The organism is Geodermatophilus sp. SYSU D00079 (assembly GCF_054050635.1).
In genome coordinates, this window is the sequence record NZ_JBJGZS010000008.1 from 121876 (window position 1) to 142162 (window position 20287).

Below are 20287 nucleotides of genomic sequence, written 5' to 3' on the forward strand. Positions count from 1 at the left end.
GCTGACCCGACACCGCAGGGACGGGCTGCCTGGATCGTCACGCCCCGGGCGCGACCGGAGGCTGGTCGGCATGGAGACCGCCGCACCGCCGCCGCCCGCCGTCCGCGGCACCCGGCAGCGCCACGTCAGCGACTACACCGACCTCGCCCGCGAGGTGCGCGCGGCTGGTCTGCTGGAGCGGCGACACGGCGCCTACGCCGTGCGCGCGGCCGCGCTGGCGGCCGGGTTCGCGCTGACCGGCGGGGCCTTCGCGGTCCTCGGGGACTCGTGGTGGCAACTGGCCGTGGCCGCTGTCCTGGGTGCGCTGCTGGCGCAGGCCGGCTACCTCGCCCACGACGCGGCACACCAGCAGGTGTTCGCCTCCCCGCGGCGCAACGAGTGGGCGGCCCTGGTGCTGTCGGACCTGGTCGTGGGGCTCAGCCACGGGTGGTGGATGCGCAAGCACAGCCGGCACCACGCCGCACCCAACAAGCGGGGCGCGGATCCGGACATCGCCCCCGACGTCGTCCTCTTCACCCCGGAGGACGGCGCGGCCGCCCAGCGGCGCGGGGGGTTCCGGGGGTGGTCCGCCGCGCACCAGGGCTGGCTGTTCTTCCCCCTGCTGCTGCTCGAGGGCCTCAACCTGCACCGCGGTGCGGTCGTGCACGTCCTGCGGGGCGGGCCCGGCCGGCACCGCGGGATCGAGGCCGCGATGCTCGCCGTCCGGTTCGGCGGGCTCGTGGCGCTGCTCGTGGCGGCCCTCCCCCCGGGCCTGGCCGCTGCGTTCCTGGCGGTGCAGCTGGCCGTCTTCGGCCTCCTGCTCGGGGCGACGTTCGCGACCAACCACATCGCGATGCCGATCGTGCCGCCGGACGTGCGCATCGACTTCCTGCGCCGGCAGACCCTGATGTCGCGCAACATCCGCGGCGGTCGGGCGGTGGACCTGCTCATGGGCGGGCTCAACCTGCAGATCGAGCACCACCTGTTCCCGAGCATGCCGCGGCCCAACCTGCGCCGCGCCCAGCCGCTGGTCCGGGCGCACTGCGCGGCCACGGGGGTGCGCTACACGGAGATGGGCCTGGTGGAGACCTTCGGCGTCGTCGTCCGCCACCTCAACCGGGTGGGCCTGGGCCGGCGCGACCCGTTCCAGTGCCCGCTGGCCCGCGAGCTGCGCTCGGTGCGGTGAGGTCCGGTCACCCGGCGACGGAGCTGCGGACCACGTGGCTCCCGACCCGTGCTCGTGCACTGCCCCCCACCGTGGGCAGAGCACGAGCGGCCGCGGAACCCCTGTCGGCCGGCAAGGCTCAGCGGCCGGTCCACCGCGGCGGGCGCTTCTCCAGGTGGGCGGCGATGCCCTCCTTGCGGTCCTCGCTGAGATAGGGGTTGGGGCCGACGTCCAGCCGCAGGGCCTGCCACAGCGGCAGCTCCAGCGACTTCACCGCGGTCTCCTTCATCCGCCGGATGGAGATCGGGGCGTTGGCGGCGATCGCCTCGGCGAGCCGCAGCGCCGTGGGCAGCACCTCCTCGGCCGGCACGAGGCGGTTGACCAGGCCCCACCGCTCGGCGACCTCGCTGGTCACGTACTCCCCGGTGTAGAGCAGCTCCAGCGCGATGCCCATCGGGATGCGCTTGGGCAGGACGACGGACCCGAAGTTGGCGCCCATCCCGATCTTCGCCTCCGGCAGCCCCATCGGGACCCCGGGCGCGGCCACCCGCAGGTCGCAGGCCAGCGCCAGCTCGAACCCACCGGCGACCGCGGCACCGTTGATGGCCGCGACGACCGGGATCGGCGTCTCGGTGACCACCTCGAACAGCGACCGGGTGGGCCGGTCCATCGGCGGGCGGAACCGCTCGCCCCGGCGGTCGCCCTCGCGGATCTCCTTGAGGTCGAACCCCGCGCAGAACGCGGGGCCGTTGCCGGTGAGCACCACCGCGCGGACCCCGTCGTCCTCCCCGCAGCGCAGCAGCTCCTCGACCAGGTCGGCCTGGACCGCCGAGGAGAGCGCGTTGCGGCGCTCGGGCCGGTCCAGGGTGAGGACGCGGACGTGCCCGCGGTCCTCGACGACCAGACCCGACTCCCGCCGCTGCGCGTCACCCATGCCGGCCAACTTCTCACGTCTGCCCGACGGGGGCGTCGCCGTGCGGTCGCGGACCCGTCTCGCGGACGTCGGCGGGCGTCCCCCCACGGGGGGCCGTCCCCACCGCCAACGGCAGGCTCAGCGCCACCAGCACCGCGCACACCACGTAGGTCCACGACAGACCCAGCGCGGTGCCGGCCACCGCGCCCACCGCCACGGCGCCCACGGCCAGCCCCGAGTCGAAGGCGGCGTTCCAGACGGCGCCGGCCGTAGCCGCCCGGTCCGGCGCCACCCGCCGGAAGGCCGCCACGAGCGTCAGGTTCTGCACCGCTCCCCAGCCGGTGCCGAAGACCGTCGCGCCGAGGAGGACGACGACGTCCGGTCCCGCTCCGCGGCCCAGCACGAGGCCGCCGGCGACCAGCACGAGCCCGGCCGCGCACAGGGAGGGTCCGGCGGGCATGAGCAGCCGGCTGCCGATCCGGTCGGCCAGCGCACCGGCACGCCACCGGGTGAGCGCCGCGCTCACCCCGAGCAGGAGCAGGGACAGCGTGGCCAGCACCCCGTCCGGCCGCTCGATCGGGAGGAAGGTCACCAGCCCGCTGCAGGCCACGGCCGCGGCCAGCAGCACGCCCGCAGGGCCGGCAGCCGCGAGGACCGCGGGGCCGCTCCGCCCGGCTGCGGCGGGTGGCGGGCGCTCCCCCGGCCGGGCGGCGCGGTCGAGGCCGCCGACCAGCGGCAGCGCCAGCAGGGGCGTGGCAGCGAGGACGGCCACCCAGGCGAAGTGCCCGGCCAGGGTGAGCGCCACCCCCGCCGGGACGGCGAGCAGGTTGGGCAGCGAACTGGACAGGCTGTAGATGCCGACGGCCTCCCCGTGGCGCCCGGGAGGCGCGATGCGCGCGGTCAGGGTCGCGCCGACCACGGTCACGACGGCGAAGCCGGCCCCGCGGACCGCGGACACCGCCATGAGCCACCACAGCGCGTCGCCCACCAGGTAGCCCAGGGACGGCAGCCCCATGGCCACCAGGCCGAGCGCGAACAGCCGGGACAGGCCCAGCCGGGCACCGAGCGTCGGCACCGCAGCCTGGGTGAGCACGGTGCACGCGAGCATCACGGTGATCACCAGGCCGGCGGCGGCCGGGGTCGCACCGCCGGCCGCCGCCCAGGACGGCAGCGCGCTGAGGGTCGTGCAGAAGCTGGTGAAGCCGGCCAGGCTGACCACCAGCAGCGCACGCATGGCCGGCAGCCGCCACAGCGACGGCGACGTCGTCCGGGTGGCTCCGGGCCCTCCTGGTCCCGACACCGCGGGGACTCCTCTCCGACGGCGCGCCGGGCTCACACGGGGCGGCGCCGCCGCCAGTCGGTCATGATCTCGGCGAACCGGTCGGGGTCCTCGAAGTACGGGGCGTGCCCGCAGCCCTCCATGACCGCGAGGGTCGACCCGGGCAGCGCCGCGTGCGCCGCGTGCCCCATGGACAGCGGCGTCCACCGGTCGTCCTCGCCCCACACCAGCAGCACCCGGTCGGTGAGTGAGGCCCCGTTGAGCGCGTCGACGACCAGGTCGTCGTTGCAGGGGCCGAGCAGGAAGTCGGCGACCGCGGTCAGCGACTCGCGGGCACCCAGCGAGGAGTTGATCATCGACTCCTCGCGCACCCAGGCGTCGGTCACCATCGCCGGGTCGGCGACGAGGAGGTCCAGCTTGCGACGGACACCGGCGTCGCTGGCGTCGGCCAGGACCTCCCGCGGGACCATGTTCTCCTCGGGCAGGGGCGCCAGCCCGATCGCACCGATGAGGACCACCGAGTCGACGAGGTCGGGCCGGTCGAGGAGCAGGTGGGCCGCGACGTGGGCCCCCAGCGAGGTGCCGGCCACGGTCACGCCGGAGAGACCCAGCTCGTCCAGGACGCCGGCGACGAAGGCGGCGAAGCCGGCCGCGGTGTGGTCCGGTCCGGAGCCCTTGTCGGCCAGGCCGTGCCCCGGGAAGTCGACGGCGAAGACGCGGTAGCCGGCGGCAACCAGGCCCGGGATCGCCGGGGTGAAGCGGTCGGCCCGCGAGCCGGCGCCGTGCAGGCAGATCAACGGCGTGACGCCCCCGGTGGACTCCACCACGCGGGTGCGGATGCCGGTCGCGGTGACCGGGTAGCTGATGACCTGGTCACGGCCGGAGGTGAACGGACGGGCGTCGGACACGAGGGCTCCTGGTCTGTCGGTGTCGAGGGGAGGGACCGCTCCCGGTCCGGCCGGAGCCGGACCGGGAGCGGTGACGGGCTCAGCAGTCGCCGGAGGCGATGAGCGCCTCGACGTCCTCGTAGCTCTCGGCGGTGATCGTCTGGCTGGTCACGTCGACGGTCCGCCCGGCGGGCTCCTCGCCGTCCCGGACGTAGGACACCAGCGTGTCCATCGCCTGCTTGCCGTTCAGGAAGCCACAGAGGGTGATGGTCATGTCCAGCTCGCCCGCGGCCACGGCCTGGCGGGCCGGCTCACCACCGTCGGTGCCGATGATGATGATGTCCTCCATCGCGATGCCCCGCTGCTGGGCGGCGAGCACCCCGCCCAGCGCGATGTCGTCGTTGTCGAAGTAGAGGGCGTCGACGTCGGGGTTCGCCGTCAGCACGTTCTCGGCCGCCGCCAGACCGGCGTCGGAGCTGAACTCACCGGTGTAGGGCCCGTCGATGACGGTGATGCCGGGGTTCTCGGCGAACACCTCCATCGCGCCCTGCGCCTGCAGCTCGCTGAACAGCAGGCCCCGGATGCCGTGGACCATCGCCACCGTGCCCTGGCCGCCCAGGGCGTCCACGAGGTACTGGGCCTTCTCCCGGCCGACCTCGGTGTACTCCTTGCCGACGTGGCCGATCACCGACGGCCAGCCGTCCTCCTCGATGTCGTTGATGGCGGTGAGCACCGGCACGCCGCCGTCGGAGGCCTGCTGGAACACCGGGATCAGGGCGGCCGGGTCGACCGGGACGACGATCACCCCGTCCGGCGACTGGGTGAGCGCGTTCTGCACCTGGTCGTACTGCAGCTGCGGGTCGGTCTCCCCGTAGGTGACGTTGAGCGTCACGCCCTCGGCGTCGGCGCGCTCCTGCGCGCCGGCGACGAAGTCCTGGAAGTAGGGCAGGGACCGCGAGTAGAGGTTCATCTCCACGGTCATCTGGTCCCCACCTCCGCCGCCGCCACCGGAGGCGGCGGCCTCTCCGTCACCGCCGGAGCAGGCGGCGGCGGACAGGACGAGCCCCGTGGCGGCCAGCGCGGCAGCGGTACGGCGCCGGACGTGCGGGTGGGTCAGGGTGGACAGGGTCGAGGTGCGCACGGATACCTCCTGGAGGGGTGGTGGACACCGGCCGGGGGGACGGCGGTGTCCGGGACCGGGGCGGTACGGGCAGGCGGGGAGACCTGCGGACGCGCGCGGCGCGGGCCAGGCGCGGGCTGGGGCGTCAGCGGTGGGGTGCGGTCGCTGACGACGGCGGGACGGGTCCGGTGCCGCCGGGGACCTGGCCGGGCCCGGCGTCCGCCGGTACCGGGGTGGACAGGGCCGGACCGGCGGCCGACGGCGTGACCCGCCGGCGGACCAGGCGCCGGCGGAGGAAGTCGACCGACGCGGCGAGGATGAACACCGTGCCGAGGACCACCTGCTTGTAGTCCTCGCTGATGCCGCTGAGGTCCAGGCCGTTGCGCAGCACGGCGATCAGCAGCACGCCCCAGAGGGTGCGCACGACCGAGCCGCGGCCGCCGTTGAGGCTGGTGCCGCCGACCACGACCGCCGCGATCGCCTCGAGGGCGAGCGTGCCGTTGGCGTTGGGCTGCCCGGACTGCACCCGGACCAGGAGGGCGATCGCCGCCAGCGCGGTGGCCAGGCCGGCGAGGACGAAGACCAGCAGGCGGACCCGGCCGAGGGAGATCCCCGACAGCCGCGCGGCCTCGGCGTTCCCACCGACGGCGAGCACCTGGTAGCCGAACACCGTCTGGCGCTGCAGCCACCACAGGAGCAGGAAGACCGCCGCGGTGCCCCAGACGAGCACCGGGAGGCCGAGCAGCCGGAGCGTGGCCACCTCGCGGAACCCCGACGGGAGACCGCTGACCACCCCGCCGTTGGTCATCGCGAGGGCGACGCCGCCGCAGATGATCATCGTGCCGAGGGTGGCGATGAACGACGGCACCTGCAGCGCGGTGACCACCACGCCGTTGAGCACGCCCAGCAGCAGACCGGCGAGCAGGCAGGCCCCCACGCCCAGCAGGACCGATCCGGTGTCGACCATGACCGTGGCCCCGATGACGCTGATCAGGGCCGAGCCGGTGCCCATGGAGAGGTCCAGCTGCCCCGCCATGATCACGAAGGTCGCGCCGAAGGCGACGATCGCCAGGATCGAGGCCTGCATGAGCACGTTCGTGACGTTGATGCGGGAGAAGAAGGCGTCGTTGGTCGCCGACAGGTAGGCGACCAGGGCCAGCAGGACCACGGGGACGAACAGCCGGTCGAACAGGGCCCCGCGGACCCGGACCTGGGGCCGGGGCGTCCGCTCCCCCGGCGGGTCGCTGCGGACGGGGCGTTCGCGCATCGTGGTCATCGGGAGCTCTCCACTCGGACGGTCGGGCGGGAGGACGGGGTCGGGGTGGACGGCGCGGTGGCGGGGGGCGGGACCGCGGCACCCGCGGCCCGGGGCGCGGCGTCCGGCTCCTCTCCCGCGGTGAGTGCGGTGAGCCGTGCCTGGTCGAGGTCGCCGACCGGGTGGACGCGGGACAGGCAGCCGTGGCGGAAGACCGCGACCCGGTCGGCGAGGCCGAGGACCTCCCGGACGTCGGTGGAGAACAGCACCACCGCGCCGCCGCCGGCGGTGAACTCGTGCAGCAGGTCGTGGATCTGCGCCCGCCCGCCGATGTCGACGCCCTGGGTGGGCTCCTCGACGGCGATCAGCCGGACACCGGAGGCCAGCCACTTGGCCACCAGCACCTTCTGCTGGTTGCCCCCCGACAACGACGACGCCGGCGCGGTGAGGGAGGGCAGCCGGATGTCCAGCCGGGTCCGGTACTCCTCGGCCCGGCGCAGCAGCCGGCGCCGGGAGACCCGGCCGGCGGTGGCCACCTGGCCCAGCGAGGCGAGGGAGATGTTGACCGCGCACGAGTGCTCCAGCACCAGGCCGCGGGCCTTGCGGTCCTCGGGGATGAAGCCGATCCCCTGCGCCTGGGCGTCCCGGGCGGTGCGCAGCCGCACCTCCCGGCCGTCCATCTCCGCCCGGCCGCGCAGCGGCACGTCGCCGCCGACCATGGAGACGAACGTGGCGGCGCCGGAGCCGACGAGCCCGGTGACGGCGAGGATCTCGCCGGCGTGCACGTCGAGGTCGAAGGAGTCGCCCGCGTCGAGGCAGCGGACCTCGCGCAGCCGCAGCAGCACGTCCGGGCGGACGGTGGAGACCTCGGGGCGCAGGGACTCCTGCGGCCGGTCACCCACCATCAGCCGGGCCATCTCCGCGGTGGTCAGTCCGGTGCTGGCGCGCTCGGCGACCCGCGCCCCGTCGCGCAGCACCGTGACCCGGTCGGCGGTGGCCGCCACCTCGTCCAGCCGGTGGGAGACGAAGGCCAGTCCCACGCCGTGCGTCCGGAGGGTGCGCATCAGGGCGAGCACCCGGTCGGCGGCGCTCGGCTCCAGCGACGCCGTGGGCTCGTCGAGGATGAGGAAGCGCGGCTCGGTGGCCATGGCGCGGGCGATCTCGACGAACTTGCGCTCGGCCGGACCGAGCGCGCCGACCGGGGCCCGCGGGTCGAGGTCGACACCGAGCCGGTCGAGCAGCTGCTCGACGCGCTGACGCCAGGCGCGGTGGTCGACCGCGCCGAGCCCGGTCAGCCGCCGCGGGGTGGAGGCGGCGCTGGCCAGCAGGGTCTTCTCGACCGTCAGGTCCGGGAAGAGGTTGTAGTTCTGGTGCACCACCGCGACGCCGGCCGCCTGCGCCTGCTGCGGCGTGGCGAAGACGACCGGGTCGCCGTCGAGGTGCAGGGTGCCCGCCGTCGGCCGGACCGCGCCGGTGAGCACCTTGATCAGCGTGCTCTTGCCCGACCCGTTCTCCCCGAGCAGCGCGTGGATCTCCCCACCGTGCAGCTCGAAGTCGACGTCCCGGAGGACGACGACCCCCGAGTAGTCGTGGACGGCGGCGCGCACGCCGAAGGTGGGCACGCCCGTGGTCGCGGCCATGGCGGTCAGCTCCCCGACCTGCTGAGGAAGTCCGCGACGGTCTTGGTGAGCGCGGCCGGCTGCTCCAGGAACGCGAGGTGCCCGGCACGCGGGATCTCGACGTACTCCGCGCCGGGGATCGCCGCGGCGACCCGCCGGTTGTAGCGCGGCAGCGTGATCCGGTCCTCGTCGCCGTGGACGACCAGCACCGGCGCCTGGATGGAGGGCAGCCGGTCGATCGCGTCGTGGGCGAGGTCGGCGGTGAAGTGGCCGATGAAACCGGAGACGTCCTTCGACCCGGTCCACCCGCGCAGCTGCGCCTCCAGGTCGCAGATCCGCTCGTGCTCCTCCTCGAGCAGCGTCGGCGACCACATCCAGAAGGCGAACTTGGCGAACACGTCCAGCGGGCCGTGCTGCAGCGCGTACCGCCGCGACTCGTAGTGCCGGCGGACGTGGTTCTCGTCCGCGGTGCGGCTCCAGGTGGACAGCAGCACCACCGAGCGGACCCGCTCGGGGTGGTTGAGCACCAGCTCCTGCGCGGTGCACGAGCCGAGGCTGAAGCCCATGACGTGCGCGGACTCGATGCCGAGCGCGTCCAGGAGGGCGACGGCGTCCTCGGCCAGCAGCGCCGGCGTGTAGTCGGAGTCGGTGCAGTCGGCGGTGCCGACGCCGCGCATGTCGTAGGTGATGCAGCGGTACTGGCGGGAGAGCTCCTCGACCTCGTGGGCCCAGGCGCGACCGCTCATCCCGGTGCCCATGATCAGCAGCAGCGGGTCACCGGTGCCGGCTTCCCACCAGGTGGTGGTGTGGCCGTTGACGACGACCTCAGGCATCGTCGACCCCCACCTCGGCGGCGCCCGGGACGGCGGCGATGGCCTCGATCTCGATCAGCAGCGGCTCCTCGACCAGCCGCTCGACGAACAGCAGCGTGTTGGGCGGGTAGTCGCCGTCGGGGTAGATCTCGGCGAAGACCTCGCCCCGGACGCTCATGAACTCCGGGAGGTGGGTCCCGCCTCCGACGAGGTAGGTGGTCATCTTGGCGATGTCGGCGAACGTGCCGCCGACGGCGGCCAGCGCCGTCCCGAGGTTGGCGTAGGCACCGCGCACCTGGTCGGCGAAGCTGCCGTCGCCGTACAGCTCGCCGTCCTCGGTCATGCCGACCTGCCCGGCGATGAACACGGGGTCGCCGTCGGCGACGACGGCCACGTGCGAGTAGCGGCCCAGCGGCTCGCCGAGGCCCTTGGGCTTGCGGTGCAGGGTGACGGTCATGGAGGTGCTCCCTTCGGTCGGCCGCCCGGGTGCGGGCAGCTCGGGATCGGTGCGTGGCGTCGGGCCGGTGGGCGGTGCGGGGGCGGACGCGGTCAGTCGTGGACGGCGCCGTCCTCGGGGACGAGGGCCTTCTGGCTGCGGTCGATCTCGTGGGCGATCTCGAGGCCGTCGGTCATCGACCAGGGCAGCACGCTGTAGGGCTTGTCCGGGTTGTCGCCGGTGACCATGTCGTAGGTCAGCTCGGTCTGGCTGTAGATCAGCGGGTCGCGGTCGTTGTGGTACCGGACCATGTCGAGGTCGTCGGGGAACTCCTGGACGACGCCGTCCTTGATGACGATCTCGACGTTGCGCTTGTCGACCAGGACGTGCAGGTTCTCGGCCGGGTTGCCCTTCACGACGATGACGTCGGCGAGGTAGCCGGGGACCAGCTTCCCGAGCCTGCCGTCGAGGTTCATCATCTTCGCGCCGTTGGCGGTGGCGGCGAGGATGCACTCCATGTTGGACAGGCCGGCGTAGGCCCGCAGCAGCTCCAGCTCGCGGGCGTGCCACTCGCCGTAGGGGGTGATGGCGAAGCCGGTGTCGGTGCCCATGGCGAACTGCACCCCGGCGTCGTGTGCCTTGTGCAGGCTCTCGACGCTCTTCTCCAGCATCCGGCGCGCCCCGTGGTACTGCGGGTAGGGGGCGCCGGTGAGCTCGGGCCAGTCGCCGAGGTTGGCCAGGAGCAGCAGCGTCGGCACGAGGGTGACGTCGTTCTCGACCAGCTTCTCGATGCCCTCGTCGGTCATGACGTTGCCGTGCATGATCCAGTCGAAGCCGGCGTCGGCGGCGGCCCTGACCTCGCCCGGCCCGCGGGCGTGGATGGTGACCTTCTTGCCGAGCTGGTGCACCAGGTCGGCGACCAGCTTCATCTCGTCGTTCGTGAACGCCTGGTAGTCGCCGTACGGGCTGTCGGCCAGCTTGATGAGGTCGACGCCGTTCTTGACCTGGTGCCGGATCTCGCTCTTCATCTGGTCGGTGGTGTTGGTCAGCGTGCCGATGTTGCCGTCCGGGACGCCCACGGAGTCGGGGAACCAGTCGGTCAGGCCGTTGCTCGTGGTCAGGTACCGGCCGGCCGCGGTCATGCGGGGCCCCTGCACCAGGCCGGCCTTGATGCCCTCGCGGATGCCGACGCCGATGTAGTAGCTGCCGCCGGGCTGGGAGATGCTCGTGATGCCGGCCCGGAGCACCTTGCGGGCGTTGGCCGCGGCGATGAGGGTGCGCATCTCCGCGCTGGTGTAGAGGTCGATCTCCTCCTCGTAGCGCGCCTCGCCGTAGGTCATGTGGCAGTGCACGTCGATGAGGCCGGGCATGACGGTGCGCCCGGTGGCGTCGATGCGGCGCATCTTCTCCTTGGGCGGCATCACGATGCCCGTGGTGTCGTCGCCGACGGCGATGATCGTGTCGCCGTGCAGGACGACGTCGGTGTCGGGGCGGGGGTCGGCACCGGTCGCGTCGATGACCGTGCCTCCGGTGATGAGCGTCCAGTCCTCGTACACGGGGACTCCTCTCCTGGGTCGAGGGTGTGCGGGATCGCGGCACGTCCCGGGGCGCCGGTGCGGCCGGCCCCGGCGGGGGCGTGTCGGAGGTGGTGAGGGGGTGCGGCGGGGTCAGTCCCCGTCGGGGGCCAGAGCGGGGGCGACCTGGGCGGCGGTGCCCTGCAGGTGGGCGCGGATCGCCGCCTCCATGGCGTCGGGGTCGCGGTCCTGGAGGGCGGCGAGCATCTCCCCGTGCTCGCGGTGGGCTCCGGCGGCCGAGGGACCGGCCGACACGAGGATGCGGACGTAGAACTTGGCCCGCGCCGAGAGCGTGTCGATCAGGGCGATCAGCTCCCGGTTGCGGCACGGGGCGTAGAGCGTGGCGTGGAACTGCTGGTTGAGCTGGGCCCACACCACCGGGTCGGTGACCCCGGACATCTCGCCGTGCAGGTCCTGCACGGCCCGGATGTGCTCCTCCGAGGTGCCGGCGACCACCAGGCGGCCGGCCAGCACCTCCAGCTGCTCCCGGATCTCGTAGAGGTCCAGCAGCTGCCGGGCCGAGGGCCGGGTGACGACGGCGCCGCGGTGGGCGTCGAAGGTGACCAGGCCCTCGCTGGCCAGGGCGTGCAGCGCCTCCCGCAACGGGGTGCGGCTGATGCCCAGGCGCGCGGCGAGCTCGTCCTGCCGCAGCGGGGTGTCGACCTCGACGCCGCCGCTGATGATCAGGTCACGCAGGGCGTCACGGGTGGCGTCCCGGATGGTGCCGCGCTGGATCGGGGAGAACCCGGCCAGGGCTCCACCGGTCCGGGTGCGGTCTGGGCTCATGCGCTCTCCCCCGGGTCGGTCCCCGGCGGGCCGCCGACGGTGTTGGTCAGGGTGCCCAGCCCGGTGATGCTGACCTCGACAGTGTCGCCCGCCCGGAGGAAGCGCGGCGGGTCGAAGCCGATGCCCACCCCCGCCGGCGTGCCCGTCGCGATGACGTCGCCGGGCTGCAGGGTCATCCCGGCGCTGATCGTGGCGATGAGCGTGGGGACGTCGAAGATCAGGTCGGCGGTCTTCGCGCTCTGGCGCAGTTCCCCGTTGACCCGGGTCTCGACGAGCAGGTCGGTGACGTCGACCTCGTCGGCGGTGACGGCGAACGGGCCCATGGGGCAGGAGCCGTCCAGCGACTTGCCGAGGAACCACTGGCGGTGGTCCCGCTGCACGTCCCGCGCCGTGACGTCGTTGATGATCGTGTAGCCCCAGACGTGGGACAGCGCCTCCTCGACCGGGATGCCGCGGCCGCCCGTGCCGATGATGACGCCGAGCTCGGCCTCGTAGTCCAGCTCGGTGGTCAGCTCGTCGTGCAGCGGGATGACGTCGCCGGGTCCGATGACCGAGCTGGGCGCCTTGGTGAACACGACCGGGCGGTCGGGCACCCCGTTGCTCGGCGTGGAGTTGTACCCGGAGGCGTCGAACTCCAGCGAGTGCTGGTGGTAGTTCTGGCCGACGCAGATGACGTTGCGTGCCGGGCGCGGGATGGGCGCCAGCAACCGGACGTCGGCCAGCGGGATCGGCGCGGTCGAGCAGGGCACCGAGGTCGGCGCGCCGCGCTGGATCAGCTCGAGCAGGCCGAGAGGGGCTCCGTCGGCGCTGACCGCGTACCCGTGGGGAACGGGGAACACGTGCTCGCCGAGCACCGCCCCCACGCCGGGACCGGTGTCGCTGAGGAACGACACGTACTTCACGAGAGAGCCTCCAGGTGGGTGCGCACGGCGTGGGACGGAGTTCGGGGATCAGGCGGTCAGGGAGGTGGTCCGGGCGCCGGCCGGCACGTGCCGGGCGCCCTTGTTCAGGCCGTTCTGGAAGGGGCGGGAACCGGACACCGAACGCAGCAGGCGGGCGCGGACGCCGTCCATGCGGTCGGGGACCTTCGCGACGACGAAGCCGTAGAGGTAGGACCACCACTGCACGTGGTCGGTGAGCGCGCGGTTCTCCCGCTCCCACCGGGCGAGGGCGGTCGGGACGTCCCGCTCGTGCTCGAGGGTCATGGCCAGCGCCATCGCGTTGATGAAGGCGGTGTTGGCGGCCTGCCCGAGGTTGGGCGGCATGGCGTGGGCGGCGTCCCCGATGACCGCGACGTGCCCCTTCGACCAGTAGCGGCAGCGGACGTTGACCAGCCGGTCCCAGCGGCTGGCCTCGGCGAACCGGTCGACCAGGTGGGCTGCGGCGGGGAACTGGGTGCGCCACAGGTCGCGGTCGACCGGCATCCGGCTGGCCCGCTCGTCGGACACCGGGGCGCTCAGGAAGATGTAGTCCTGGCCGTCGGTGCACGGGTTGTAGAGCAGCCGGCGCCGGCCGTGCCAGTACTCGATGATCGTGTCCTCGGGGTCGCCCTCGTCGCGGTCGATCATCATCCGGATGCCGGCCTCGGTGCCGAAGTCCATCCAGGCGGTGCTGAAGATGGACTCGCGCAGCCGGGAGTAGGCGCCGTCGGCGGCGACCACGAGGTCGGCCGCGTACTCCTTGCCGTCCTCCATCTGCAGCCGGCCGTCGGGCGAGGCGCCGACCGCCAGCGAGGAGGTCTCGATCTGCACCCCGAAGTGCTGCGCCTGGGTGATGAGCGCCTCGTAGAGGTCGGCCCGTGGCGGCAGCAGGAGCCGGTCGTCGGGGGTGGTGCGGCGCGACATGAGGACGCCGCCGTGCTGGTCGGCGATCCGCCACTCGGCGATGCTGCGGGCACGCGCCGTGGCCTGGTCGAAGGCGCCGATCGTCTCCAGCGTGCGGAGCCCGCTCTCCCAGATCCAGATGCCGGCTCCGAACATCCGCAGCTCGGGGTTGCGCTCGTGCAGCCGCACCTGCCAGCCGAGCTGGGCCAGGCGGGTGGCGAGCACCAGACCGGACAGTCCCGCACCGGCGATCTCCGCTCTTCTGGGCATGCTCCACCTCCGCGTTCAGGCCTCTGACCTGCACGTTCATTGTTTCGGATCCCGGATCCGAAATCCGGGATCCAGAAGGTAGCGCCGCTCCCCGATGAGGGGAAGGGGTTGATGTGAACCCGGTGGAAGTTCTTTGTTTCGCTCGTGTTATGGCACCCCGTGCCACCGGTGAGCCCGCCCCACCCCGGTCCCACGACGCCCGGCTCCGCGCCGATCGGCGGACCCGGTCGCGCCCCCGTGGACACACTGGCGTGATTCCTGCGCGAGGACCCTTGCGCGCGCGTGACCCAGCTCACTAACGTCTAGTGGTAGGACCTCTTAACCAGAGGTTCACGCACCGTCGACCAGCCGTAACACGTACCGCGTTGACTCCTCCCCGTCGGCCGACAGGGCAGGGTGACGACGACAGTCGCCGAACGACGACAGGGGAAGGGGTGGGCGTGGCCGCCAAGGACGAGCTCGCGAGGCCGGCACCGGCATTCCGCCAGGTCGCGTCGGGACGACTGTCGCGTCAGGTCGTCTCCCAGTTCCAGCAGCTGATGCGGGAGGGCGTCCTCGGGTCGGGCGACAAGCTGCCCGCGGAGCGGGAGCTGGCCGAGCAGTTCAACGTCAGCCGCAACTCCGTCCGCGAGGCCCTGCGCGAACTGGACCTGCTGGGGCTGGTGGAGAGCCGCCACGGCGAGGGGACGTTCGTACGGCACCCTGGCCCGGCGGAGCTCATGGCGCCGTTCCGCACGGTCATCGAGCTCTCCACGCCGGCCGCGGAGTCGGTCATGGAGTTCCGGATGGCCTTCGAGCCGGGCGTGGCCGCCCTCGCCGCCGCCAACCTCACCGAGGAGCGGGAGCAGACGCTGCTGGCGGCACTGGAGCGGTTCGAGCAGGCGGTGCACGGCGAGGGCGCCGTGGAGACCTCGGACGCCGACTTCCACCTCGCGGTGGCACAGGCGACCGGCAACCCCACGGTCATCGCCGTCCATGCCGCCGTCTACGAACTGCTCCACGACATGCGCAAGAAGCTGCCCTCCGCCAGCTACGACCCCCATGACAAGTCGGTCGCCGGGCACCGCGCCCTGCTCGACGCGATCCGTGCCCGGGACCCCGCCCGCGCCGGCCGGGTGATGCACCAGCACCTGCGCGACGTCGCCGGCGAGCTCGAACAGCAGGCGTAGGGACTCCCCACCCCCGCCCGACCCCCTGCCGCTGCCAGAGGTAGGACCACTGAACCACTTCGCGTGACCCTCGGGCCGCCAGCTGTCTCCGGCGTGCCGTCTTCCATGCCGTTCGTGAGGAGAGATCGATGTCCACCACCCACACCCGCGTCGTGATCGTCGGCGCCGGACCCGCCGGGCTGACCCTGGGCAACCTGCTGCAACGGCGGCACGTCCCGTGCGTGATCGTGGACAAGTTCACGCGCGAGCAGTTGGTGAGCCGGACCCGTGCCGGCCTGCTGGAGTACCGGACGGTCGAGACGATCAGCCGGATGGGCCTGGCCAAGCGGCTGTTCGCCGAGGGCCACAAGCACAGCGGCTGCGAGTTCCGCAGCGCCGGGCAGGCCTTCTACACCGACTTCACCCAGTACTACGACGGCCGCTCGCACCACGTCTTCCCGCAGCAGGAGGTGGTGGCCGACCTGCTCGACGGGTTCGTCGAGGCCGGCGGCGACGTCCGGCTGGGGGTGGCGGCCGAGCAGCTGCAGTTCGACGCCGACGGGGTCCGCGTCGTCTGCTCGGACGGCAGCGTGGTCACCGGCGACTTCCTCGCCGGTGCCGACGGTCAGCACGGCCTCGCCCGGGCCACCACCCCTGCCGGCGCCGTCACCGAGTACGAGATGCAGCACGAGTTCCAGTGGCTGACCCTGCAGGCGGAGGCAGCGCCCTCGGCGGACTGCACCATCTACGCCCAGCACGAGCGGGGCTTCGCCGGCCACCTCCTGCGCAGCGACACGGTCACCCGCTTCCACCTGCAGGTGCCGGTCGGCGACGTGGTCGAGAACTGGCCGGACGAGCGGATCTGGACCGAGCTCCGGGCCCGGCTGGAGAAGCCCGGCTGGACGCTCAACGAGGGTCGGATCTTCAGCAAGAACATGCTCGACATGCGCAGCCGGGTCGCCGAGCCCATGCAGTACGGGCGGGTGTTCCTGCTCGGCGACGCCGCGCACATCATCAGCCCGTCCGGCGGCAAGGGCCTCAACCTCGCCGTCGCCGACGCCGTCGAGCTCGACCGCGTGCTGCGCGAGTTCGACCTGGCCGGCGGCACCGACCTGTCCCTGCTGCAGGCCTACTCCGAGCGCCGGGTGCCCGACGTCTGGCGGGCGCAGGAGTTCAGCCACGCGCTGCTCCACATGATGCACACCTACCCGGCCGACAGCCCGGACGCCGCCTTCCGGCAGCGGCTGCAGCAGTCGCGGCTGTGGCAGCTGGCCCACTCCGAGGCCTACGCCACCAACTTCGCCCGCAGCTACATCGGTCCCCTCCCGATCGAGGACTGACCACTCCCCTGTCGCACCACCCCGGCGACGCTGCCGGACCGCGCTCCACCGACCCCGAGAACGAGGTATCGATGGCTCTGAGCACACGTTCCCTGCGGTTGCCGGCCAGCCTGCTGGCCGCCGCCCTGACTCTCACCGCCTGCGGCGGCGGAGAGGATTCCAGCGGTGCGGCGGGGGGCGACCTGCCCACCGTCCGCTTCTCCGGGATGCCCGACCCGGCCCCCCTCCCCGTCCTCGTCATGCAGGAACTCGGCATCGACGAGGAGCACGGCTTCAACGCCGAGTTCATCGAGGTGGACCCGGACGCCTCGACCAGCACCTTCCTGATCGGCGAGAGCGACATCGGCGTGGACCAGGACGCCACCAGCTCGGCGATCGCCAACAACGAGGGCCACCAGGTCGTCTCGTTCTACCCGGCCATGAGCAACACCGCCGCGATCGTGGTCGCCGAGGACAGCCCGTACCAGACGCCGGCGGACCTGGTCGGCAAGCGCGTCGGGCACTTCGGGGACGACTCCGGCACGACCCAGGCGCTGGCGGTCTCCCTGCAGGAGGCCCACGGCATCAACCCGCTCGAGGACTACGAGATGGTGCAGTCCTCCCCGGCGGCGCTGCCGGAGCTGCTGGCCAGCGGCGAGGTCGACGCGATCTTCGACTTCGAGCCCTACGGCCTCCGGGCCATCGCCGACACCCCGGGCCGCTACCTGTTCCAGGTGACCGACTACTGGCAGGAGACCGCCGACTGGTCGCCGCCCCTGGCGATGCTCACGGCCCGCACCGAGTGGCTGGAGGAGAACGGCGACCTCGCCGTCTCGGTCCAGGACGCCTGGAAGGAGGCCGTCCAGGCCATCGTCGACAGCGACTACCAGCTGTTCCTGGAGGAGCCCTACGCGAGCTTCCTCGACGTCGGCAGCGCCGAGGAGCTGAAGGCGCTGGCCGACTACTGCGCCGACCTTCCCTGCTACTCCCCCGAGTGGACCCAGGACGACGTCGACCAGCAGATGGACTACCTGCAGCTCCTGGTCGACCAGGGCGCGCTGGAGGAACTCCCGGCCGACGCGCCGGTCGCCGTCCTCGACGACCTCGTCAAGGGCTGAGCCCGGGGCGCCCGGCCGGTGCCGCCGGCCGGGCGCCCGTCCCCCACTCAGACAGCACGCAGAAAGGAGGCGAGCATGACCGCTGCGACCGTTCCGACGCGACCGTCCCGGCGCCGGCTGCCGGACGCGAACCGGTGGGCGCTGTCCCTGGCCGGCATCGGGTCGATCCTGCTCCTCTGGGCGATCGGCGGCTCCGCCACCCGGTACGTCCCGCCCATCGGTGAGGTGCTCGACGAGCTCCCCGGCTTCCTCGCCTCGGCGGAGGTCTGGGCGGCCGCCGGCGCCACCACCGTCCGGGTCCTGGGCTCGTTGCTCCTGGCGCTGGTCCTCGGTGCCGCCGCCGCCGCCGTCATGCGGCGTGACTGGTTCTGGGGCCGGGTCATGAGCTCCTTCGTCGGCTTCGCCATCGCCGTCCCCAGCACGGTCGCGGCCCTGCTGGCCCTGTACGTGTTCCGCCGGGACCCGGTGGGCGTCTACGTCGTCGTCGCCTTCATCTGCTTCCCCTTCGTGGCCACCGTGCTGCGCGAGGGCATGCGGAACCTCGACGTCAAGGTCGGCGAGATGGGCGACGCCTACCGGATCACCGGTACGGCTCGGCTGCGGCACGTCGTCCTGCCGCAGCTGGCCCCCTACGGCTTCTCCGCGGTGCGCAACGAGTACGCGCACGCCTGGAAGATCGTCGTCCTCGCCGAGCTGTTCGTCGGGAGCAGCGGCATGGGGTGGCAGTTCGCCCGGGCGTTCGACCGCTTCCAGCTCACCGAGGTCGTGCTGTGGCTGCTCGTCTTCGTGGCGATCCTGCTGCTCAGCGAGTACCTCGTCATCCGGCCCATCGAGCGATTCATCCTGAAATGGCGGGTGTCATGACCACCGACAGCTCTCTCATGACCAGCGAGGCCACCCTGATGTCCACCACCGCCGGCGGGTCCCCCGCTCCGTTCCTGGACCTCCGGGACGTCGTCATCAAGCACGGGGACCGGACCGCGGTCGCCGGCGTGGACCTCACGGTGGCGGACGGCGAGTTCGTGGCGCTGCTCGGCCCCAGCGGCTGCGGCAAGTCCACCCTGCTGCACGTCCTCGCCGGGCTGCGGCGGGCGCACTCCGGGGAGCTGCGGCTCAGCGGCAGCCCGGCCACCGCCGACCTGTCGGGCAAGCTGCGCGTCGGGTACGTGTTCCAGGACCACCGGCTGCTGCCGTGGCGGACCGTCGCCCAGAACATCACGATCGCCATGAAGAGCGCCGGCATCCCCAAGGACGAGTGGGACGCCCGGATCGACCGCCACCTCGGCATGCTGCGGGTCGGCGAGTACCGCGACTCCTGGCCGATGCGGCTGTCCGGCGGGCAGCGGCAGCGGGTCTCCATCGCCCGGGCACTGTCGGTCGACCCGGACGTCGTCCTCATGGACGAGCCGTTCAGCGGTCTGGACGAGGTGACCGCGCGGGCCATGCGGCTGGAGCTCTCCCGGCTGCGGGAGGTCTCCTCGGTGCCGACGGTGTTCGTCACGCACTCCATCAAGGAGGCGCTGTTCCTCGCCGACCGGGTCGTGATGCTCAGCCACGGCCCGGCCCGGGTGCTCAAGGAGCTCACGGTGTCGCTGCCGCGGCCGCGGCGGTACGAGGACCCCGAGTTCGGCCGCCTGGAGGCCGAGGTGATCGCCGACGTCCTCAAGGAGTGGGAGCTCACCGACGCCGTGCCGGGTGCGCCAGAGCGGCGGGCGTCGTGAGCACCGCGGTCACCGAGCGCCCGGCGGTCCCCGCGCCGTCGGCCGATGGACGACCGGCCCGGTTCCGCGGCGCGGCGGGCGGCGCCCTCGCCGGGCTCACCGCGGCCGTCCTCGGGGCGGTGCTGTGGCAGCTGGTCAGCCTCACCTCCGACGGCTGGGTCCCCGGGGTCGGCGAGATCGCCACCTCGGTCGCGGACCTGCTGGGCGACGGCGAGTTCTACGGCGACGCCCTGATCTCCCTGCGCCGGGTGCTGACGGTCCTGGTGGCCGCGACCCTGGCCGGGCTCGTCCTCGGCCTGCTGGCCGGGTTCAGCAGCAGGGTCGACAGCTTCCTGAGGCCGATCCTGGTGACCGGGCTGGCCATCCCGGACCCGGTCTACATCATCCTGGTCATCCTGATCCTCGGGATCACCGAGACCTCGGGCATCGTCGCGCTCACCATCGCCATCGTGCCGCTGGTCGCCAACGTGGTGATCAGCTCGGTGCAGGCCCGTGACCGCGGTCTGGACGAGATGGCGACCACCTACCGGCTCGGCCGCGTCGACTACCTGCACCACGTCCTCGCCGGCCAGGTGCGGCCGGCCATCGTGGCGGCCCTGCGCACGTCGTTCGCCTTCTCCTGGAAGCTCGTCGTGCTCATGGAGACGATGACCCAGTCCGACGGGGTCGGTGCCCGGATCTACGAGTCGTTCCGGTTCCTCCGGCCGGCCGACATGATCGCCTACGCGCTGCTGTTCATCGTGCTCATGCGGGTCCTCGAGATGCTGGCCCTGCGCCGGCTGGAGCGCTCGACCGTCGCCTGATCCGCCGCGCTGTCCCCCTCCCCTCCCGGGCGGAGCCGCGTGCGTCCTCCGCCTGCCCTGGTTCCCCACCCCACCCGAAGGAGCAGTTCGTGGACCAGAACCTGTTCAACTCCATCTGCCTGGAGCAGCTGCGGCTGTCGGCGGTGCACGAGGGCGAGACCGTGGCGGTCCTGTCCCGCGGCGCCGAGCGCCCGGAGTACGCCGATGCGTTCCTGTGGGCCGCCCAGCAGCTGGGCGCAGCCACCTACCACATGCGGCTG

The 20287-nt window shown here is 72.8% G+C and carries 19 protein-coding genes; 7 read left to right on the forward strand and 12 right to left on the reverse strand.

Features of this window, described 5'->3' with window-relative positions:
- The first annotated feature begins 70 nt into the window (after positions 1 to 70).
- The gene (locus tag ACI79E_RS09565; protein ID WP_456932294.1) at positions 71 to 1165 is read left to right on the forward strand and encodes an acyl-CoA desaturase; all 1095 of its coding nucleotides are present in this window, start codon (positions 71 to 73) and stop codon (positions 1163 to 1165) included.
- A 118-nt stretch (positions 1166 to 1283) separates the two neighbouring features.
- On the opposite strand, the gene ACI79E_RS09570 is transcribed toward ACI79E_RS09565, so the two are convergent.
- The 12 genes from ACI79E_RS09570 to ACI79E_RS09625 form a co-directional block, all read right to left on the reverse strand.
- On the reverse strand, positions 1284 to 2078 hold the full coding sequence (locus ACI79E_RS09570; protein ID WP_456932295.1) for an enoyl-CoA hydratase/isomerase family protein: 795 nt from the start codon (positions 2076 to 2078) through the stop codon (positions 1284 to 1286).
- Between the two features lie 13 nt (positions 2079 to 2091).
- On the reverse strand, positions 2092 to 3357 hold the full coding sequence (locus tag ACI79E_RS09575) for an MFS transporter (RefSeq protein ID WP_456932296.1): 1266 nt from the start codon (positions 3355 to 3357) through the stop codon (positions 2092 to 2094).
- Between the two features lie 32 nt (positions 3358 to 3389).
- Entirely contained in the window at positions 3390 to 4244 is an 855-nt protein-coding gene (locus ACI79E_RS09580; RefSeq protein ID WP_456932297.1) for an alpha/beta fold hydrolase, read from the reverse strand.
- 79 nt (positions 4245 to 4323) lie between these two features.
- Positions 4324 to 5364 carry a sugar ABC transporter substrate-binding protein gene (locus ACI79E_RS09585; RefSeq protein ID WP_456932298.1) on the reverse strand — a complete coding sequence of 347 codons (1041 nt, stop codon included), beginning with the start codon at positions 5362 to 5364 and terminating at the stop codon, positions 4324 to 4326.
- A 124-nt stretch (positions 5365 to 5488) separates the two neighbouring features.
- Positions 5489 to 6619, reverse strand: coding sequence for an ABC transporter permease (locus ACI79E_RS09590; RefSeq protein ID WP_456932299.1), 1131 nt, complete (start codon positions 6617 to 6619; stop codon positions 5489 to 5491).
- Positions 6616 to 8238 carry a sugar ABC transporter ATP-binding protein gene (locus tag ACI79E_RS09595; RefSeq protein WP_456932300.1) on the reverse strand — a complete coding sequence of 541 codons (1623 nt, stop codon included), beginning with the start codon at positions 8236 to 8238 and terminating at the stop codon, positions 6616 to 6618. The genes ACI79E_RS09590 and ACI79E_RS09595 overlap by 4 nt, the downstream gene beginning before the upstream one ends.
- Positions 8239 to 8243: 5 nt before the next feature.
- Positions 8244 to 9050: an alpha/beta fold hydrolase gene (locus ACI79E_RS09600; RefSeq protein ID WP_456932301.1), complete on the reverse strand. Its 807-nt coding sequence runs from the start codon at positions 9048 to 9050 to the stop codon at positions 8244 to 8246.
- Positions 9043 to 9486, reverse strand: coding sequence for a RidA family protein (locus tag ACI79E_RS09605; protein WP_456932302.1), 444 nt, complete (start codon positions 9484 to 9486; stop codon positions 9043 to 9045). The genes ACI79E_RS09600 and ACI79E_RS09605 overlap by 8 nt, the downstream gene beginning before the upstream one ends.
- Before the next feature lie 92 nt (positions 9487 to 9578).
- A complete protein-coding gene (locus ACI79E_RS09610; protein ID WP_456932303.1) occupies positions 9579 to 11021 on the reverse strand; it encodes an amidohydrolase family protein in 1443 nt (480 codons plus the stop codon).
- Between the two features lie 111 nt (positions 11022 to 11132).
- Positions 11133 to 11825 carry a GntR family transcriptional regulator gene (locus tag ACI79E_RS09615; protein WP_456932304.1) on the reverse strand — a complete coding sequence of 231 codons (693 nt, stop codon included), beginning with the start codon at positions 11823 to 11825 and terminating at the stop codon, positions 11133 to 11135.
- On the reverse strand, positions 11822 to 12727 hold the full coding sequence (locus ACI79E_RS09620; RefSeq protein ID WP_456932305.1) for a fumarylacetoacetate hydrolase family protein: 906 nt from the start codon (positions 12725 to 12727) through the stop codon (positions 11822 to 11824). Before ACI79E_RS09620 ends, ACI79E_RS09615 begins: the two co-directional genes overlap by 4 nt.
- A gap of 48 nt (positions 12728 to 12775) precedes the next feature.
- The gene (locus tag ACI79E_RS09625) at positions 12776 to 13918 is read right to left on the reverse strand and encodes an FAD-dependent oxidoreductase (RefSeq protein ID WP_456932306.1); all 1143 of its coding nucleotides are present in this window, start codon (positions 13916 to 13918) and stop codon (positions 12776 to 12778) included.
- A gap of 440 nt (positions 13919 to 14358) precedes the next feature.
- Here ACI79E_RS09625 and ACI79E_RS09630 point away from each other — a divergent pair, with 440 nt between their 5' ends.
- From ACI79E_RS09630 to ACI79E_RS09655, 6 genes are all read left to right on the forward strand, one after another.
- Positions 14359 to 15087: a FadR/GntR family transcriptional regulator gene (locus ACI79E_RS09630; RefSeq protein WP_456932307.1), complete on the forward strand. Its 729-nt coding sequence runs from the start codon at positions 14359 to 14361 to the stop codon at positions 15085 to 15087.
- A 128-nt stretch (positions 15088 to 15215) separates the two neighbouring features.
- Complete coding sequence (locus tag ACI79E_RS09635; protein ID WP_456932308.1) at positions 15216 to 16406, forward strand: 4-hydroxybenzoate 3-monooxygenase; 1191 nt, start codon at positions 15216 to 15218, stop codon at positions 16404 to 16406.
- Positions 16407 to 16477: 71 nt separating this feature from the next.
- Positions 16478 to 17503, forward strand: coding sequence for an ABC transporter substrate-binding protein (locus ACI79E_RS09640; RefSeq protein WP_456932309.1), 1026 nt, complete (start codon positions 16478 to 16480; stop codon positions 17501 to 17503).
- Between the two features lie 75 nt (positions 17504 to 17578).
- Positions 17579 to 18367: an ABC transporter permease gene (locus ACI79E_RS09645; protein WP_456932310.1), complete on the forward strand. Its 789-nt coding sequence runs from the start codon at positions 17579 to 17581 to the stop codon at positions 18365 to 18367.
- Entirely contained in the window at positions 18364 to 19224 is an 861-nt protein-coding gene (locus ACI79E_RS09650; RefSeq protein WP_456932311.1) for an ABC transporter ATP-binding protein, read from the forward strand. The genes ACI79E_RS09645 and ACI79E_RS09650 overlap by 4 nt, the downstream gene beginning before the upstream one ends.
- A complete protein-coding gene (locus ACI79E_RS09655; RefSeq protein ID WP_456932312.1) occupies positions 19221 to 20027 on the forward strand; it encodes an ABC transporter permease in 807 nt (268 codons plus the stop codon). Before ACI79E_RS09650 ends, ACI79E_RS09655 begins: the two co-directional genes overlap by 4 nt.
- The last annotated feature ends 260 nt before the right edge of the window (positions 20028 to 20287 follow it).

Excerpts from the sequence above, each read along its gene's own strand:
- ACI79E_RS09625 (WP_456932306.1), bottom strand. The coding sequence starts at position 13,918 with ATGCCCAGAAGAGCGGAGATCGCCGGTGCGGGACTGTCCGGTCTGGTG.
- ACI79E_RS09635 (WP_456932308.1), top strand. The coding sequence starts at position 15,216 with ATGTCCACCACCCACACCCGCGTCGTGATCGTCGGCGCCGGACCCGCC.
- ACI79E_RS09600 (WP_456932301.1), bottom strand. The coding sequence starts at position 9,050 with ATGCCTGAGGTCGTCGTCAACGGCCACACCACCACCTGGTGGGAAGCC.
- ACI79E_RS09570 (WP_456932295.1), bottom strand. The coding sequence starts at position 2,078 with ATGGGTGACGCGCAGCGGCGGGAGTCGGGTCTGGTCGTCGAGGACCGC.
- ACI79E_RS09615 (WP_456932304.1), bottom strand. The coding sequence starts at position 11,825 with ATGAGCCCAGACCGCACCCGGACCGGTGGAGCCCTGGCCGGGTTCTCC.
- ACI79E_RS09595 (WP_456932300.1), bottom strand. The coding sequence starts at position 8,238 with ATGGCCGCGACCACGGGCGTGCCCACCTTCGGCGTGCGCGCCGCCGTC.
- ACI79E_RS09645 (WP_456932310.1), top strand. The coding sequence starts at position 17,579 with ATGACCGCTGCGACCGTTCCGACGCGACCGTCCCGGCGCCGGCTGCCG.
- ACI79E_RS09640 (WP_456932309.1), top strand. The coding sequence starts at position 16,478 with ATGGCTCTGAGCACACGTTCCCTGCGGTTGCCGGCCAGCCTGCTGGCC.
- ACI79E_RS09605 (WP_456932302.1), bottom strand. The coding sequence starts at position 9,486 with ATGACCGTCACCCTGCACCGCAAGCCCAAGGGCCTCGGCGAGCCGCTG.
- ACI79E_RS09590 (WP_456932299.1), bottom strand. The coding sequence starts at position 6,619 with ATGACCACGATGCGCGAACGCCCCGTCCGCAGCGACCCGCCGGGGGAG.
- ACI79E_RS09650 (WP_456932311.1), top strand. The coding sequence starts at position 18,364 with ATGACCACCGACAGCTCTCTCATGACCAGCGAGGCCACCCTGATGTCC.
- ACI79E_RS09565 (WP_456932294.1), top strand. The coding sequence starts at position 71 with ATGGAGACCGCCGCACCGCCGCCGCCCGCCGTCCGCGGCACCCGGCAG.